General features: G+C 74.4%; 14 protein-coding genes. 7 read left to right on the top strand and 7 right to left on the bottom strand.

The genetic code is table 11. From position 1 onward, the window contains the following. Positions 1–161 precede the first annotated feature (161 nt). Positions 162–2,207 (bottom strand): NAD-dependent DNA ligase LigA, encoded by a 2,046-nt coding sequence (gene ligA / locus ACFY0X_RS16055; RefSeq protein ID WP_387754541.1) that lies wholly within the window; start codon positions 2,205–2,207, stop codon positions 162–164. 79 nt (positions 2,208–2,286) lie between these two features. Further along, positions 2,287–3,282, bottom strand: coding sequence for a 3-oxoacyl-ACP synthase III family protein (locus ACFY0X_RS16050; protein ID WP_387754538.1), 996 nt, complete (start codon positions 3,280–3,282; stop codon positions 2,287–2,289). A 345-nt stretch (positions 3,283–3,627) separates the two neighbouring features. On the opposite strand from ACFY0X_RS16050, the gene ACFY0X_RS16045 reads away from it, so the two are divergent. Further along, entirely contained in the window at positions 3,628–4,059 is a 432-nt protein-coding gene (locus tag ACFY0X_RS16045) for an SRPBCC family protein (protein WP_387754536.1), read from the top strand. A gap of 335 nt (positions 4,060–4,394) precedes the next feature. On the opposite strand, the gene ACFY0X_RS16040 is transcribed toward ACFY0X_RS16045, so the two are convergent. The 3 genes from ACFY0X_RS16040 to ACFY0X_RS16030 all read right to left on the bottom strand — a co-directional run bounded on the left by ACFY0X_RS16040 (position 4,395) and on the right by ACFY0X_RS16030 (position 7,611). Then, positions 4,395–4,814: an SRPBCC family protein gene (locus tag ACFY0X_RS16040; RefSeq protein WP_387754533.1), complete on the bottom strand. Its 420-nt coding sequence runs from the start codon at positions 4,812–4,814 to the stop codon at positions 4,395–4,397. A gap of 35 nt (positions 4,815–4,849) precedes the next feature. Continuing rightward, the gene (locus tag ACFY0X_RS16035) at positions 4,850–5,860 is read right to left on the bottom strand and encodes an aldo/keto reductase (RefSeq protein WP_387754530.1); all 1,011 of its coding nucleotides are present in this window, start codon (positions 5,858–5,860) and stop codon (positions 4,850–4,852) included. A gap of 194 nt (positions 5,861–6,054) precedes the next feature. Next, entirely contained in the window at positions 6,055–7,611 is a 1,557-nt protein-coding gene (locus ACFY0X_RS16030; RefSeq protein WP_387754527.1) for an alkaline phosphatase family protein, read from the bottom strand. Between the two features lie 228 nt (positions 7,612–7,839). Between ACFY0X_RS16030 and ACFY0X_RS16025 the strand changes: the two genes are divergently transcribed. The 4 genes from ACFY0X_RS16025 (at position 7,840) to ACFY0X_RS16010 (ending at position 11,308) form a co-directional block, all read left to right on the top strand. Next, positions 7,840–8,613, top strand: a complete 774-nt coding sequence (locus ACFY0X_RS16025; protein WP_387754524.1) for a GntR family transcriptional regulator — start codon at positions 7,840–7,842, stop codon at positions 8,611–8,613. A 151-nt stretch (positions 8,614–8,764) separates the two neighbouring features. Further along, the gene (locus ACFY0X_RS16020) at positions 8,765–8,848 is read left to right on the top strand and encodes a tryptorubin family RiPP precursor (RefSeq protein ID WP_387754915.1); all 84 of its coding nucleotides are present in this window, start codon (positions 8,765–8,767) and stop codon (positions 8,846–8,848) included. Between the two features lie 131 nt (positions 8,849–8,979). Beyond that, a complete protein-coding gene (locus tag ACFY0X_RS16015; RefSeq protein ID WP_387754522.1) occupies positions 8,980–10,038 on the top strand; it encodes a cytochrome P450 in 1,059 nt (352 codons plus the stop codon). Further along, a complete protein-coding gene (locus ACFY0X_RS16010; RefSeq protein WP_387754519.1) occupies positions 10,028–11,308 on the top strand; it encodes a cytochrome P450 in 1,281 nt (426 codons plus the stop codon). Before ACFY0X_RS16015 ends, ACFY0X_RS16010 begins: the two co-directional genes overlap by 11 nt. A gap of 240 nt (positions 11,309–11,548) precedes the next feature. On the opposite strand, the gene ACFY0X_RS16005 is transcribed toward ACFY0X_RS16010, so the two are convergent. Beyond that, on the bottom strand, positions 11,549–11,704 hold the full coding sequence (locus ACFY0X_RS16005; protein ID WP_387754516.1) for a hypothetical protein: 156 nt from the start codon (positions 11,702–11,704) through the stop codon (positions 11,549–11,551). Positions 11,705–12,027: 323 nt separating this feature from the next. Here ACFY0X_RS16005 and ACFY0X_RS16000 point away from each other — a divergent pair, with 323 nt between their 5' ends. After that, complete coding sequence (locus ACFY0X_RS16000) at positions 12,028–13,056, top strand: helix-turn-helix domain-containing protein (protein ID WP_387754513.1); 1,029 nt, start codon at positions 12,028–12,030, stop codon at positions 13,054–13,056. A 442-nt stretch (positions 13,057–13,498) separates the two neighbouring features. On the opposite strand, the gene ACFY0X_RS15995 is transcribed toward ACFY0X_RS16000, so the two are convergent. Further along, the gene (locus ACFY0X_RS15995) at positions 13,499–14,527 is read right to left on the bottom strand and encodes a DUF4232 domain-containing protein (RefSeq protein ID WP_387754510.1); all 1,029 of its coding nucleotides are present in this window, start codon (positions 14,525–14,527) and stop codon (positions 13,499–13,501) included. A gap of 281 nt (positions 14,528–14,808) precedes the next feature. Between ACFY0X_RS15995 and ACFY0X_RS15990 the strand changes: the two genes are divergently transcribed. Continuing rightward, positions 14,809–16,407, top strand: coding sequence for a M4 family metallopeptidase (locus ACFY0X_RS15990; RefSeq protein ID WP_387754507.1), 1,599 nt, complete (start codon positions 14,809–14,811; stop codon positions 16,405–16,407). Positions 16,408–16,508: the final 101 nt, after the last annotated feature.

The following is a 16,508-nucleotide window of genomic DNA, read 5'->3' as shown; positions in this document are numbered from 1 at the left end:
CGCGTCCGCGACGGATGCGCACGCCCCGCGCAGGGGTGCGTACGGAGTGCGACGTCATCCTTGTCGATGCTTCGGGCACGCCGGTATCCGAGTTTTCTCGGGGGTGCCCCGCACCCCGTCAGCCCCCCGGCCGCTTCCCCTGGCTGTCCGCCGGCGCCGGGTCAGGCGGCGAGGTGGGAGGCCACCAGGGCGGCGAACTCCTCGGGGGTGAGGATGCGGATGCCGAGTTCCTCGGCCTTGGCGCGCTTGGAGCCGGCCTTCTCGCCGGCGACGAGCAGGGTGGTGCGCTTGGAGACCGAGGAGGAGGCCTTGCCGCCGGCGCGTTCGATCAGTTCGTTCATCTGGTTGCGGGAGAGGTCGGCGAGGGCGCCGCTCATGCTGCCGGTGACGACGACGGCCTGGCCGGCCAGCGGGCCGCCGTCGTCCCCGTCGCCGGCGCCGTTCTCCCCCGCCGCCGCGGGGGCGGTCGGGGTGGTGACGGCGGTGCCGACGCCGAGGTCGGTGAGGCGGTCCAGCAGCGGGGCGAGCTCGGCGAGTTCGGCGGCGACGACGCGGGCCTTCTCGGCGCCGATGCCGTCGACGCCGGCCAGGGTCTCGGCGTCGGCGGCGCGGATCGCCGCCATGCTGCCGAAGTGCGCGGCGATCCGGCGGGACATGGTCCGTCCGGTGCCCCGGATGCCGAGGGCGCAGAAGACCCGGTTGAGCGGCTGGGTGCGGGCGGTGGCGATCGCGGCGAGCAGGTTGACGGCGCTGGTCTCCCCCATCCGCTCCAGGGTGAGCAGTTGCTCGCGGGTGAGGGTGAACAGGTCGGCGAGGTCGGCGACCAGGCCGGCCTCGACGAGCTGGACGGCGCGGGTGCCGCCGAGGCCCTCGATGTCGAGCTGGTCGCGGCCGGCCGCGTAGAGGACGGAGGCGACGGCCTGGCAGTTGCGGCCGCGCACGCAGCGCCAGCGCTGTTCGGCGGTGTCGATGGCGTCGCCGCAGCGCGGGCAGGCCTCGGGGAAGGCGATCGGCTGCTCGGCGCCGGTGCGGGCGTCGAGCACCGGGGCCTCCACCCGGGGTATCACGTCGCCGGCGCGGTAGACGAAGACCTGGTCGCCGATCATCAGCCCGCGCCGTTCGATGTCGGCGGGGTTGTGCAGCGTCGCGAAGGTGACGGTGACGCCGTCGATCACCACCGGTTCGAGGACCGCGCGCGGGGCGATGATCCCGGTGCGGCCGACGTTCCACTCCACCCCGAGCAGCCGGGTGACCTTGTGCTGGGCGGCCAGCTTGCGGGCCACCGCCCAGCGCGGGGCGCGCGAGCCGGAGCCGGCCTCGGCGCGGTCGGCGGCCAGGTCGGCCTTGACCACCACGCCGTCGATGCCGAAGGGCAGTTCGGAGCGCAGGGCGGCGATCTCGTCGATGCGCCGCTGCACCTCCGGGATGCCCGCGCAGTGCCGCGGACGGGCCGCGGTGGCGGCGGCGGTGTTGGCGCCGAGGGCGGCGAGGTGCTCCAGCAGGGCGCTGTGGGCGAGGCCTTCGGGGCCGACGGCGTCGTAGGCGAAGAAGGTCAGCTCGATCCGGTAGGGGCGGTCCTTGGCCCGCAGGGTGCCGGCGGCGCCGCTGCGCGGGTGGGCGAAGGGGGTGGCGCCGTGCTCGGTGCGCACCCGGTTGGCGTGCTCGAACTGGTCCTGGGTGAGCAGGACTTCGCCGCGCAGCTCGATGTCGGCGGGCTCGGTGAGCTCGGCGGGCAGGCCGAGGATGTCGGCGGCGGCGTGGGTGACGTCCTCGCCGGCGAGGCCGTCGCCGCGGGTGACCACCTGCCGCAGGCGCCCGGCGCGGTAGCGGGCGGCGACGGCGAGGCCGTCGAGCTTGGGCTCCACGCACCAGGCGGTGACGGGCCGGCCCAGGCGCCGTTCCAGGCCGGCGGCCCAGGACTCCAGCTCCTCCGCGGAGAACACGTTGTCCAGCGAGAGCATCGGCACGCTGTGCGGGACGTCGCCGGTGGCGGCGCCGCCGGCCACCTTGCCGGTCGGCGAGTCGGGCAGCGCCTGGCCGGGGTGGGCGTCCTCGTAGGCGGCGATGGCCCGCAGCAGCGCGTCGTACTCGTCGTCCCCGAGCGGGGTGGCGCCGTCGGCGTAGTACGCGGCGGCGGCCTGGACGGCGGTGGCGACGGCGTCGGCGTACGCGGACGGGGAGGACAGCGGGGCTGCGGTGTCGGTCATGGCGGAATCATGGCGGCCGCCACTGACACTGATACTGCTAGCGGGTCCCTGGTGGTCGTGGACCGGGGTGGCCGGCCGGTCAGCACTCCAGGAGGGTGCAGCTCCAGTGCATGCCGCGCCCCATGCCGGCCAGGGCGATCAGGTCGCCGTCGCCGAAGTGCCCGGCCGCGCGGTGGTACTGGAGGTCGAGGAGGTGGTCCGCGGCCCCGAAGTGGCCCCGTTCCAGGGAGATTTCGAGGTTGGTGCGCTCCACCGGGACGCCGAGCCGGTCGGCCAGCTTCGTCAGGGTGGCGAGGTTGTCGTTGAGCAGCACCACCCTGGCGAGGTCCTGGACGGACGCGCCGATCCGCTTGCAGGCCCGCGCGACCACCTCGTGCACCCGTTCGCCCATCAGGCCGATGAACTCCTGGAAGCGCTCCGTGTCGTAGTCGAAGAACTCCATCAGGCCCCAGGCGTCGCGGGCCGGGGCGGGCGCCCGGCCGCCGCGGAAGGGGGCGGCCGCGCCGCCCTCCTCCATCCGGAACAGGTCGGCGTAGCGGCCGTCGCTGATCGTCTCGGCGGCCCGCCAGCGCAGTTCGGGGTGGCCGCGCCCGGCCACCGCGGCGCCGGCGCCGTCGGAGAACAGCAGCGAGTTGGTGTACATCCGGTTCCAGTAGGGCTCGCACGTCCGGTGCGCCCCGACGACCAGGGCCCGCTGGTAGTCGGGGTGGGTGGCGAAGCGGCCGGCGAGCAGGTCGAAGCAGGTGATCCCGCTGACGCAGCCCTGGCCGACCAGGACCGCCTCGGCGCGGTGGGCGCCGAGGCGGTCCTGGAGGGCCGCGGCCGGGTCCCAGTACAGGTACTCGGGGATGTCGGTGATCGCGAGGACCACCAGGTCCAGGTCGGCGGGGTCGGTGCCCGCCTCGTCCAGGGCCGCCCGGGCGGCGTCGACGGCCAGGTCGGTGAGCCCGACCCCGTCCGGGCTGCGGTGGACGGTGCGGTAGCCGTACGCCTGGACGCGCTCGACGTCCTCGGTGTACTCGGAGGCCACGTCCGCGACGGCGACGGGCTCCCCGAGCGCCGATCCGAATGACATCAGTCCGTAGTCCACGTCACTGCCCCTTCCGGCCCTGCGGTTGTTCCAGGACGTCCTGGCCTGGTCGGCGGATCCGGCGCGGGGGTGCCGCCGCCGTCGCCGAGGAGGGTTCGTCGGCGAACTTCCGTCATCCTGGCGCGGCCCGACGCCCCGTCAGGCTATACACCGCCGACCGGCCCTGACCAGCACCGACACCGGCGCACCCGTCGGCGGGCGGGGCTCCGGGCGCGGCCGCGGGGGCGCCGGGGTGCGGGGGCGCGGGTGCATACCGGGCCGCGCAGCGGGCAGCCGCGCAGCAGGGAGCCGCCGCGGGCGGCCGGTGGCGAGAGGTCAGGAGGAGGAGCCATGCACCGGATCGAGGAGTCCGTCGAGGTGTCGGCACCGCTCGACACGGTCTACGGGAACTGGGTGAGGGTCGAGGAGTTCCCGCGGTTCATGCGCGGGGTGGTCAGCGTCGACCGGTCGGACCGCGGGGCGAGCATGGTGGTGCGGACCGCGGCCGGGCCGCGGGAGTTCGAGGCCGTGACGACGGAGCTGGTGGCGCGGGAGCGGATGGCCTGGGACAGCGGCCCCGGGCCGGTGCGGCACCGGGGTGTGGTCACCTTCCACCCGGTGGACGACCGGACCACCCGGGTGATGCTCCAGCTGGAGGTCGAGCCGCACGGGATCTGGGAACGCCTCGCCGAGGCGCTCGGCTTCGTCGACCGCCGGGTGATCGACGACCTGGAGGACTTCCGGCGCCACGTCGAGCAGGACGCCGGCGCCGCCCGGGCGTAGCGGCCGGGCGGGGCGGTGGCACGGTCAGTGGGCGAAGCTCAGGAAGCCGATGATCGGGCTGGCTCCCGCGAGGAGGCAGACGAGGATCGTGGCCGCCCACGTCCCCGGGCCGGCCGGGGGGCAGGCCGCGTCGGCCGGGGGCTCGGTCGGCACGGGCCCGGGCACAGACACGGACATGGGCCCGGGCGCGGGCCCGTGGGGAGGCCGCGGGGCCGGGAGCGGCGGGCGGCCGAGCCGGGAGGTTTCCATGACGCGTCCTTCGTGGGTGGCGTGGCGGTGCCCGCCCCGGCCGGTCACCGGTGGGGGCGGGCACTGCGGGGATACAGGGGCCCTGCTCAGCCGACGAGGGTCTTGTTCAGGGCGTCGAGGCCGTCGGCGTAGATGCCGGTGAACAGGTCGATGACCTCCTGCTCGGTGGCGCCCTTGGGGTTGAAGCGGCCGGACCACTGGACCTCGGCGAGGTCGTCGCGGCCGGGGACGGCGTGGACGCGCAGGGTGGAGACGTAGCCGTCGACCGGGAAGGGGGCCTGGAGGATGGCGTAGCTGTACTGCCGTTCGGTCTCGTTGAAGTCGACGAGGCGCTCGACGATGAGCTCGCCCTCGGGGTTCTTCAGCCGGCGGACGCGGCCGCCCTCGACGGCGGTGCTCTCGGGGATGTACGGGAGCCAGTCGGGCAGGGCGTCGAAGCCGCCGATGAGGGCCCAGACCTGCTCGGGGGTGGCGGGGACGGTGCGGCTGACGGAGGTGGAGGCCATGATCGCTTCTCCTGGTGGTGCCGGGGTGGTGGGGGTCAGGCGTTGTTCGGGAGCGGGGCGGTCTCGCTGACCAGGCCGGCGGCGCGCAGGTCCTGCCAGAACGCGGCCGGGACGTTCTCGTCGAGGGCGGCGGTGTCCTCGGCGATGCGGCTGGGCTTGGTGGCGCCGGGGATGACGGCGGCGGTGACGGGGTGGGCGAGGGAGAACTGGAGGGCGGCGGCCTTGATGGACACGCCGTGCCGGGCGGTGAGGTCCTTCAGGCGGGCGACCTTCTCCAGGATCGCGGGCGGGGCGGCCTGGTACTCGAAGTGGGTGCCGCCGGCGAGGATGCCGGAGCTGTAGGGGCCGCCGACGACCATCTCGACGCCCTGTTCCTGGGCCATCGGCAGCAGGCGCTGGAGGGCGTGGTCGTGGTCGAGGAGGGTGTAGCGGCCGGCGAGGAGGAAGCCGTCGGGCTGCGGCTCGTCGAGGGCGAGGGTGAGCTCGATGGGCTCGGTCTTGTTGACGCCCAGGCCCCAGGCCTTGATGACGCCCTCGTCGCGCAGGCGGGACAGGACGCGGAAGGCGCCGGTGCGGGCCTCCTCGAACTTCTGGAGCCACTGGTCGCCGTGGAAGTCCTGGGCGATGTCGTGGACCCAGACGATGTCCAGGCGGTCGGTGCCCAGGCGCTTGAGGCTGTCCTCGACGGAGCGCTCGGTGGCCTCGGCGGTCCACTCGTGGAGCATCTTGTGGGGGTTGCCGTGCTCGAACAGGCCGCCCTTCTCGCCGAGGTCGCGCTCGCCCTCCTCCACCTCGTCGAGGATGACCCGGCCGACCTTGGTGGACAGCACGTACGCGTCGCGCGGCTTGGCGGACAGGACTTCGCCCAGGCGCTGCTCGGACAGGCCGGCGCCGTAGAACGGGGCGGTGTCGAAGTAGCGGATGCCGTGCTCCCAGGCGGCCTCGACGGTGGCCAGGGCCTCGACGTCGGGGATCGCGCGGAACATGTTGCCGAGCGGGGCGGTGCCGAAGCCGAGCTTGCCTGGAAGGATCTTCTTCAGGGACATGACAGTGCCTTTGCGGAGCAGTCGGGCGCGGGGAACGGCGCCGCCGGGGTTGCGCACGCACCGATGAATTGGTGCAGGCGCGCCTTACATGCAGAAACAATAGTTGCACACGCGTGGCAATGCAAGGGGGGCCGGGACCGGCCGCGGGCGGGGGCGGGGCCCGGTGCCCCTCCCCCGCCTGCACGCCGTGGGGGTCAGGAGGTGGTGAAGGCGACCTGGTCGACGGTCCAGAAGGCGCTGTTGGTGCCGGTGTAGCGGAACTGGAAGCGGGCGGTGGTGGCGCCGGCGGGGACGGTGACGGGGAGGTTCTCGACGGTGTTGAGGTCGCTGCGGTAGGACTTCACCAGCTGCGGGGCGCCGTTGTCGAAGACCACGTACACGTCGCCGGTCTGCGGCCCGTCGACCTTGTAGTTCGTCGCGAAGGAGAGCAGGCCGCGGCTCGCGCCGGAGACCGGGTGGGCGGGGCTGACGAGGGTGGAGTCGAACTGGCCGGCGCCGTGCGCCTTGTCGTCCCACTCGTCGGAGTCGGCGACGGCGAACACGTTGCGGGCGCGCACGTCGGTCTCGCGGGACTGGCCGAGCTGGGCGGCGGTCCAGAACTCGTCGGTGGCGAAGGCCCAGCCGCGCCACTCGGTGACGCCGCCGCTGGGCATGCGGGAGTTGTCGATGCTCCAGCCGGCCGGCGGGGTGTGGGTCCAGCCCTTGACCGCGGCCGGGATGCCGCTCTCGTCGGCGCGGGCCTGCAGGCTCGGGCGCAGCGCGTCGAAGGCGTCGGGCGTGATCTCGTCGATGGGGCGGCCGTCGAGCTTCCAGGCGGGGTCGAGGGGGACGCCCTCGTGCTTGAGGACGGTGGGGGCGATGTCGACCGGCTTGACGTCGTAGCGGCGGGAGCCGGGGGTGTAGCCGGCGCCGTCGGCGATCAGGAAGGTCTGGCGCTCGTTGGCGCTGTTGCCGCCGTGGCCGCCGGCGTCGGTGTGGCCGTGGTCGGTGGTGACGAGGATCAGCCAGTCCTCCGAGGCGTACGTGGGGCGGGACTTGACGGCCTGGAGGACCTGGCCGACGAGGGTGTCGGCGGAGTGCAGGGCGGCCAGGTACTCGGTGCTGGCGCCGCCGTGGTTGTGGCCGGCCTCGTCGACCTGGTCGACGTGCAGGAAGGTGGTGTCGGGGTTGCCGTGGGCGAGGTAGTCGGCGGCGTCGGCGGCGGCCTTGGCGTCGTTCTCGCTCTCCTGCAGGCGCAGGTCGGCGCGGCCGTTGAAGACGTTGCCGGCGATGGGGTTCCAGGAGCCGACCACCAGGGTGGAGGTGGCGGGGTCGGCGTTCTCCAGGCGGGTGGCGAAGTCGGGGTAGAGGTCGAGGCGGGCGCCGGTGAAGGCGTTGTCCTTCACCAGGTGCTTGTCGGGCCAGGCGCCGGTGGCGATGGTCGACCAGCCGGGGCCGGAGAGGGTGGGGGCCATCGGGTTGGCGTAGAGGTTGCTGGTGGCGGTCAGGCCGCCGGCCATCAGGGCCTTGAGGTTGGGGGCGTCGGCGGTGAGCAGCTTGTCGTAGCGGGTGCCGTCGATGCCGATGACCAGGGTCTTGGCCTGCTTGGTGCCGTTCGGCAGGCCGTTGTACGGGTCGCCGGCGGCGGCCAGGGCGGCCGGAGCGGCGTTGGTGGCGGCGGTGGCGGACGGCGTGCTCAGCCCGGCGGCGGTGGTGGCGGCGGCGAGGGCGACGGCGAGGGCGGCGGTGCGGGTGGATCGGGAGGTGCGCAACGGAGGGCTCCCAACTGGTCGGCGGCGCGGTGCGGTTGCACCGGGAGTGAGGATGGGGCGGGCGGACGAGGGGCCGCCCTCACCGAGTCCACGGTTGTATGAACAACCGCCGAAATTCAGACCAGACCCGTTACGTTTTCGTGATCTTCGGCGCGGGGGCGCGGGCTCGGCCCGGACGGGATCGGCCGGACGGGAGTCGGCCCGGAGGGCGCTCGGTAGGCTTGCGCGGTGAACCGCCCCATCCCCCGGCCCGGCCCCGAACCCGCCCGCGCCGGCGTTCCCGAGCACGGCCGGGTGCCCAAGTACTACCTGGTCAAGGCCCGCCTGGAGGAGCTGATCGCCGAGCTGGGCCCGGGCGGGCGGCTGCCCACCGAGGCCGACCTGGCGCAGCGTCACGGCGTCGCCCGGGCCACCGTGCGCCAGGCGCTGCGCGAGCTGCTGCTGGAGGGCCGGCTGCGCCGCCTGGGCCGGGGCACGGTGGTGGCCGGGCCGAAGATCGAGCAGCCGCTGTCGCTGAGCAGCTACACCGAGGGCCTCTCGCGCCAGGGCCTGCGCCCCGGCCGCACCCTGATCGCCCTGGAGCGGCTGCCCGCCGACGCGTCGACGGCCCGGCTGCTGGAGGTCGCCGAGGGCGAGCCGCTGTGGCACCTGGAGCGGGTGCTGCGCGCGGACGAGGAGCGCGTCGGGCTGGAGTCCACGTACGTGCCGGTCGCCCGGGTGCCCGCGCTGGAGCGGGACTTCGACCCCGAGGGGTCCTTCTACGGCTACCTGCGCGAGCACGGGGTGCGCCTGGGCGCGGCCGACGAGCGGATCGAGACGGTGCTGGCCACCCCGCGCGAGGCGTTGCTGATCGGCACCCCGCCGGCGCTGCCGATGCTGCTGCTGCACCGCCGCAGCCTGGACGCGGCGGGGCGCCCGCTGGAGCAGGTGCGCGCCCTCTACCGCGGCGACCGGTTCAGCTTCACCCTCGCCCTCGGTGCCCCGGACGCCGGCCGGCCGTAGCAGTCCGGGGCCCCCGTCTTCCGCGGGTCCCCCGCCGAGCGGCGCTGCCGGAGTGAACCCGGTGGGGGCCCGGCCGCGTGGAGAGGTCCGTAGGGCAACTGCAGAGCGGCCTTACGTCCACTCAGCCACCTGGCAACCAAGGGAGACCCAAATGATGAAGATCCTGTTCTCCATCCGTGACGCGTCCTTCGCCAAGAAGAGCCTGAAGGCCAGCGCCTGGTACATCTGGTACTAAGCCGGCCGATCGGTACCTCCGGTACCTGAACAGCTGATCCGCCCCCGCCTCCGCCCGCTCGCGGCCTCCGCCGGGAGACCGGGCCGGGGCGGGGGCGGAGACCGGCCCCGGCAATGTCTCGGAGACCTCACATGGCACTCTCACCCGCCTCCGCCCGTGCGCGGAACACCGTGCTCTCCCCCCGGCTCGAGGCCCTGCTCAGGGACCATCTGGGCAAGGACGCCGTCCGGCTCGAACCCGACACGATCGGGGTCGCCGGGCCCGCGCTCACCGACCGGATCCTCGCCGCGCGGCGCGCCACCGAGATCGAACGGCCCACGTTCAAACCGCTGCACGGACGTTCCATCAGCCGCACCGAGGCGTCCTCGGTGACGCGGACGATCGGCAGCGACGTGCGCGAGGCGCTGAAGGCCCCGCTGCCGGAGAACATCGACCTGTCCGGTCCGTGGCCGCTCACCGGGCACCTCTTCCTGCGCGACCTCATCCTCGGCCGGGACCCGCGCCGGCTGCGGATCCTGATGAGCCGCAACCTCGAACTGACGCCGCTGCTCACCTGGTTGGTGATCTCGGTCGGCGCCGCACTGCCCGGCGGGCCCAAGCCCGGCGACGACCTCACCGCGCTCGGGAAGCTGGCCGCGAAGGCGCCCGGCTACCAGGACCGCCGGTACGCGATGGGCATGTACCGCCGAGCCGCCGCACCCGTCTGCTTCACCATCTCCACCCTGGTCGCGAACGCGCTGTGGCTCGGCGCGCCGTTCGACGACAGCACGCCGAACCGCAACATCATCCTCGAGTCACTGCGCCTGCTGCCGCCGTCGTGGAACATCCTGCGCCGCGCATCGCCCGAGTACCCCGCGCTCGACCCGCGGATCGGCGCGGGCGACGACGTCCTCGTGCTGCCGCTGCTCTCCCATCGCGACCCGGCGCTGTGGGAGGCCCCGGAGGAGTTCCGCCCGGAGCGCTGGGACCACCTCGACCCGGACGCCACTCCCGGCTACCTGCCGTTCGGGCACTCCTCCGAACGCTGCTGGGGCCGGCACATGGTGATGCCGCTCGCCGAACTGCTGCTGGACCGGATCCGGGAGGCCGGCCTGGTCGTCGACCCCGGGCAGCGCACCGCCAAGGTGCCGCTGCTCGGCCTGCTCGGCGTCAGCGAGGTCCGCGTCCTGAAGGCACGCGATGCCCGCTGACCACCCGCGCACCGACCTCCCGCGCACCGACCTCCGGGGCGCCGAACGCGGGGCCGCCGGGACGGAGTTCGCCGACGGCCGGTTCTACGCCGACCCGCACTCCGCGTACCGCCGCTGGCGCACCGAGGGCGGCGTCCGCAAGGTCCGGTTCGGCGGCGCGGCCGGGCTCGAAGGCTGGGTCGTCACGGGCCACGCCGAGTGCCGGGCCGCCCTCGCCGACCCCCGGCTGAGCAAGAAGGCCGTCACCGAGGCGTTCGCCCGGCACGTCGGGAACTCCGAGGGCGGCCCGGGCCGCGACCTGATGACGCACATGCTCAACTCCGACCCCCCGGAGCACTCCCGGCTTCGCAAGCTGGTCCGGCAGGCGTACACCGGGCGGCGGGTGGCGGCCCTGCGGCCGATGGTCGAGCGCCACGTCGGCGCACTGCTGGACCAGCTGGACGGCCTCGAATCGGCCGAGCTGATCGCCGAGTTCGCCCTGCCGCTGCCCCTCGCGGTGGTCTTCGAGCTGTTCGGCGCGCCGCAGGCCGAACGGGAGAACCTCCAGGTCCGGGGCAACGCGGTCGAGGCCGGCCCGCAGGACGGCGGCGGGGCGGACGGCGAGGTCTCGGTGGAGACCGCCGAGGGCATGGCGCACTACCTGCGCGCCCTGGTCGACCACAAGCGCACCCACCCGGGCGACGACCTGATCTCCGACCTGCTCGCCGCCCAGGCGGAGGGCGACCGGCTGACCGGGGCCGAGATCACCTCGATGGCGTTCCTGCTCGCGATCGCCGGCCACCAGACCACCGTCAACCTGATCGCCAACGGCGTCCACGCCCTGCTCGGCCACCCCGAGCAACTCGCGGCGCTGCGCGCGGATCCGCGGCTCCTTCCCGGCGCGATCGAGGAAGTCCTGCGCTACGAGAGCCCGTTCGGCATCGCGTCGCTCCGCCGCACGACCGAGCCGGTGACCATCGCCGGCACCACGATCCCGGCCGGCGAGTTCGTCCAGATCGCGCTGCTCGCCGCCAACCGCGACCCGGCCGTCTTCGCCGACCCCGACCGCTTCGACATCACCCGCCCGGACGCCACCCGCCACCTCGCGTTCGGCCACGGCATCCACCACTGCCTCGGCGCACAACTGGGCCGGCTCCAGGCCGAGGTCGCCTTCAGCGAACTGCTGCGCCGCTTCCCGGCCCTGCGCCTGGCCGAACCGGCCGCGGCCGCGCGGTGGCAGGAGAACCCGCGGCACCGGGGACTGCTCAGCCTGCGGGTGCTGCTGCGCTGACGACCGGAGTGCGGGCCTCGACGCAATGCCAACGGGGACGGCGTCGAGGTCGCCGTCGGCTCCGACGGGCGCGACGGACGGTGCCGGATCACCCGGGGAAACCGCCCACCGACTCCCCGGGCCCGGCGGCTGTCAGCAGGTGCCGACACGGCCGTTGTACGAGGACCAGACCGGCGTCCAGGGGCTGCTGCCGTCGTGCGGCCGGTAGACGACGACGTTGGCGTCGTTCTGCAGGCGCACCTAGTTCATGTGGTCCCAGCCGCGCGGGTTGCGCGCGCAGCTCCAGTCGTCGGCGGCCGAGGCACTGGTGGCCGTCATCAGCCCGGTGACCGAGGCCAGCGCCAGCGCGGCGCCGACCAGGGACAGGGCGCGCCCGACCGTCCGGTTCTTCCTCATCGTTCCCCTCTTTCCGCTGCGGCGCGCTCTGGGCCGGCCGCGGCACGGTGTCGTCGACGGCCGTACGGGCCCGGGGCCCGCCCACCGTCCGGGATGGGAGCGGGACCACCAGGTCCCCGCGTTCATGCCAACGGGGGCCGGGCGGCGGGCGGTTCACCGGGGGTGCCGCGGCGGGCGGCCGCAGCCCGGGGCCGGGCGCGGCGCACCCGGTCTGACCTTGTAGGTTTCGGTGTCACCGGCTGCGAGGAGCCGGTGACAACCGGTGGGGAAGGGGAGCCCGGCCGGGCGGGAAGGGGACGGACCCCGGAAGGGAAGGACGGACGGTGGCCACGAGCCCGGAGAGCGCGTTCCGCAGCGAGGGCGTGCCCGAGAAGGAACGGTTCGACTGCTGGCGGGAGTTGGTCAGCCGCACCCGGGACAGCGAGGTGACCAGCGTCCACCGCGACGACTTCCGGGCGGAGATGCGGCGCCTGGAGCTCGGGCCGGTGACCCTCCTGCGGACCTCCTTCCCGCCGACCCGCTTCCAGCGCACCGCCCGCCGGGTACGGCGCTCGGACCGGGGGGTGTTCCACCTGACCCTGCTGCTCGACGGCAGCTTCGCCCTGACCCGCGACACCGGGGGCACCGAGACCTTCGGGCCGGGCAACCTGCACATGCTCGACAGCTCCCACCCGTTCGACCTGCGGGCCTTCGACACCCGCGGCCGAGCCCCCGCGGAGCGCCGGATCGAGGCCGTCGGCGTGGACTTCCCCGCCGCCCTGCTGCCGCTGCCGCCGCACCGGGTGCACGAGCTGCTGGGCCGCGGCTTCTCCTCCCGGGAGGGCACCTGCGCGCTGCTCTCGGAGTTCCTCGTCGGCCTCGACCGGCAGGCGGCCCTCCTGGGCCCCGTCGAGACGCCCCGGCTGGGCGGGGTCGTGGTCGACCTGGTGTCCGCCTGGCTCGCCCGGGAACTGGACGCCGAGGCCGCCGTGCCCGACGACACCCGGCAGCGGGCCCTGGTCGAGAACGTCCGGGCCTTCATCGGACGCCACCTGCACGACCCCGAGCTGACGCCCGCCGTGATCGCGGCCGCCCACCACATCTCCGTCAGCTACCTGCACCGCCTGTTCACCCGGCAGTCCGACGGCGAGACCGTCGCCGCCTTCGTCCGCCGCCGGCGGCTGGAGCGGGCCCACCGCGACCTCGCCGACCCCGCGCTGCGCGCCCTGCCCGTGCACGCCGTCGCCACCCGCTGCGGGCTGCCCCGCGCCGCCGAGTTCAGCCGCGCCTTCCGGACCGCGTACGGCCTCTCGCCCCGCGAGCACCGCCGCCGGGCCCTGGCCGGGGCCGGGGCCGGGGCCGGGCAGCCGTAGGGGCCGTCACGGGCGGGCGCGGAACCCCCACGCCGCAGGCACCCGGCCAGCACGCCGTCCGCACGGGCGGGCGGGAAAGCCGGAGCAGTCCACCCGGTGCCAACAACTGTCCACCCGGTGCCAACACGGCGGGGGCGCCGCCCTGACATGCTCCTCCTGGGAACACCGCGCGGCGGAACGCCGAGTTCCGTTTCCAGGCCGGCGGTCCGGCGCGCCACGGGGGAGCGTGCCGGGCCGCCGGCTCCGCGCGGGCCGCCGCGACCGACGTGGCCTGCCGGGCCGGCCGGGTCGGGCCGGCCGGGTCAGCGGGCGGACTCGTGGGCGAAGACGCTCTGGCCGACCGCGTCCTGCAGGGGCTTCGGGTCAGGATCGGTGTGATGCATACCGACGTACGGTAGTGATCTTGGTCGCGACGCTCGACGACGGTCCGATCACAGTGTCGTCACGGCCTCGGGGGCGTCGACGGCCGCTGCTCGTTCGCGTCCTCCCTGACCCAGGCGCCGGCGCCGAGGCGGCCGGTGGTGCCGAGGTCGAGTTCCGGGGCGACCGTCACGGGGGCCGCGTCGGGGGTGGCGCGTACCCGGACGTAGGGGGCGTTGAGCGGTTCGGGGCCGAGGTCGGTGGTATTGCGCCACACCAGGGTGGAGCGGGCGCCCTCCCCCGGGCGCAGGGCGAACTTCTGGGGCGGGGCGTCGGCGCCGGTGCCGGTGGCGATCTCGGCGCCGCCGCGCAGGACGCGCACCCCGTCCAGGGGTTTGCGGTCGAGGTCGAGCGGCTGCACCTGGGGGTAGCCGTCGAGGGTGACGGTGGCGGTGCCGCAGTTGCGCAGGTGCAGGCCGACCACCCGCAGGCCCATCGCGGCGTCGCCCTCGTCGGCGTACAGCCGCAGGCCGGAGGGCGGGCAGGTGCCGGCGGCGCCGGGTGCCTCGGCGGTGGGGACGCTGCGGACCCGGAGGATCTCCGCCTTGGTCGCGCGGGGGCCGGGCCGCGGGGTGGGCCGGCCCGGGAGGGCGGGTTCGCTCGGGAGGGCGGGTTCGCCGAGCCGGCCCGGTGTCCCGTTCAGGTCGATCCGCCCCTTCTCGGTGGCGCCGGGGGCCAGCGCGGTGACGGTCCGGGAGAGGTTGTCCAGCGCGGCCCCCTCGGCCGAGCGGAGGCTGAACACCACGGTGACGTCGTGCGGTTCGCCGTTCGGGTTGGTTACCTCGTACTCGGCGCAGGCCGGGCCGACGGAGGTGATCCGCACTCCGCCCTGGGCGCGCCCGGTCGGCTCCGCCCCGGCGCCCGTCGGACGCGGCGTCGGGGCGCCGCAGGCCCCGGGGGTGCCGGAGGCCTCCGGGGCGCCGCCGCCGGAGCCGGTGGTCACCGTGGTGCCGCAGCCCGTGAGCAGCAGGGCGGCGGTCGCGGCGGCCAGGGCGGGCGCGGCGGCGTGACGGCCCGTCAGCGGGCGGCGGGGTGTGTCGGACTGGCGCATCGGTCGAGTCGATCATGCCCGCCGCCGGACGGCTGTGAGCTGCGTCACTTCGTGCGCAACAGGCCTGCCACGATCCGCGGGGCGGCGTTCCCCGCGGGGCGTCCCCGCCGAGCGGTGTTCGATCGCCGCGGCGGAAGCGTGGGTTGATTCGTGCCGTTCCACAACTTTGGACACGAAAGCACGACTTGGCAACGTTATGTCCCATCCTCTGGCAGAGCTGACGGGTCGTCGTCACTCTCGGTGGTAGCTCTTCTCCCGCACCGCTACCACCTGGAGCCAGAGTGTGCACCACCCCCTTCCCCCGCCCCCGCCGCGCGGCCCTGGCCGTGGCGGTCGTCGCCGCCCTCGCCGCCCTCACGATCCCCACCACCGCGGCCTCCGCCTCCCCCGCCCCCGGCGCGCGGGACACCGCGATCGCCCGGGCCGTCGTCAACGTCACCGACAACGCCGAGGTGTTCGGCTTCGGTCCGAGCCAGGACCTCCTGCCCACCGACGTCGTCCTCGACGCCGACGGCGCCTCGCACGTGCGCTTCGACCGCACCTACCAGGGCCTGCCGGTGGTCGGCGGCGACCTGGTCGTCCACCAGGACGCCAGGGGCGGGTTCAACGGCTCCAGCCGGGCGGCCGCCCACGACCCGTCCGTGAAGTCCACCGTCCCCGCGGTGCCCGCCCAGGCCGGCGCCGCGCACGCGCTCGCCGCCTCCCCCGGCGTCCAGGGCGCCGTCAGCACCCCCGAACTGGTCGTCTGGGCCGCCGACGGCACGCCCCGCCTGGCCTGGCGCACCACCGTCCGGGGCAGCGGCGACCACGGCCAGCCCGCCGGACGGGTCGTCGTCACCGACGCCGTCACCGACGAGCCGATCGAGGCCTACGACGCCGACCCCCAGGCGACCGGCACCGGGAACTCCGAGTACACCGGCAGGATCAGCATCGACACCACCCCGATCACCAGCGGCTACACCCTGACCGACCCGGTCCGCGGCCACGTCACCAAGGACGCGAACAACGTCGCCTACGGCTCCCTCACGGCGAGCTCCGGCACCAGGTTCACCAGCACCACCAACGTCTGGGGCGACGGGAGGAAGTTCTCCACCGACCGCTCCACCGCCGCCGTCGACGCCCACGCCAACACCGCCTGGACGTACGACTACTACAAGAACGTCCATGGCCGCAACGGCATCCGGAACGACGGTGCGGCCGCCACCGTCTTCGTCCACGTCGGCACCCGGTGGGACAACGCCGTGTGGTCCAACACCTGCTTCTGCATGATGACCGGCGACGGCAACGGCACCACCGACCCGGAGCAGGTCGACCTCGACACCATGGGCCACGAGATGACCCACGGCGTCACCGCCGCCACCGCCAACCTGCGCTACAGCGGCGAGTCCGGCGGCCTCAACGAGGCCACCAGCGACATCTTCGGCACCATGGTCGAGTGGTACGCCGACAACAGCATCGACACCCCCGACTACCTGTTCAGCGACCAGTCCACCCCGCCGTGGCTGCGCCGCTTCGACAAGCCCTCGCTGGACGGCCGCTCGGCGGACTGCTGGAGCAGCACGGTCGGCGGCCTCGACGTGCACCGCTCCTCGGGCGTCGGCAACCACTGGTTCTACCTCGCCAGCGAGGGCAGCGGCAGCAAGACCGTCAACGGCGTCGCCTACAACAGCCCCACCTGTAACGGCTCCACCGTGACGGGCGTCGGCAACCAGAAGGTCGCCAGGATCTGGTACCGCGCGCTGACCGTCTACATGACCTCCACCACCACCTACAAGGACGCCCGCACCGCCTCCCTGAACGCGGCCCGCGACCTGTACGGCACCGGCAGCACCGAGTACAACGCGGTCGCCGCGGCCTGGTCCGCCGTCAGCGTCGGCTAGCCACCGCCGGGTGGTCGCCGCCGCCGTCCAGGAGCCGGCCAGGGACCGGTCCACACCCTGAACAGCTCCTGGACGGCGGCCGGGTGACCGACCATCATCGT

It is taken from the genome of Kitasatospora sp. NPDC001547 (genome assembly GCF_042894165.1).
Taxonomy (GTDB): Bacteria; Actinomycetota; Actinomycetes; order Streptomycetales; family Streptomycetaceae; genus Kitasatospora.
The sequence above is the reverse complement of the archived record's forward strand: the minus strand, read 5'-3'. Positions and strand labels throughout refer to the sequence as shown.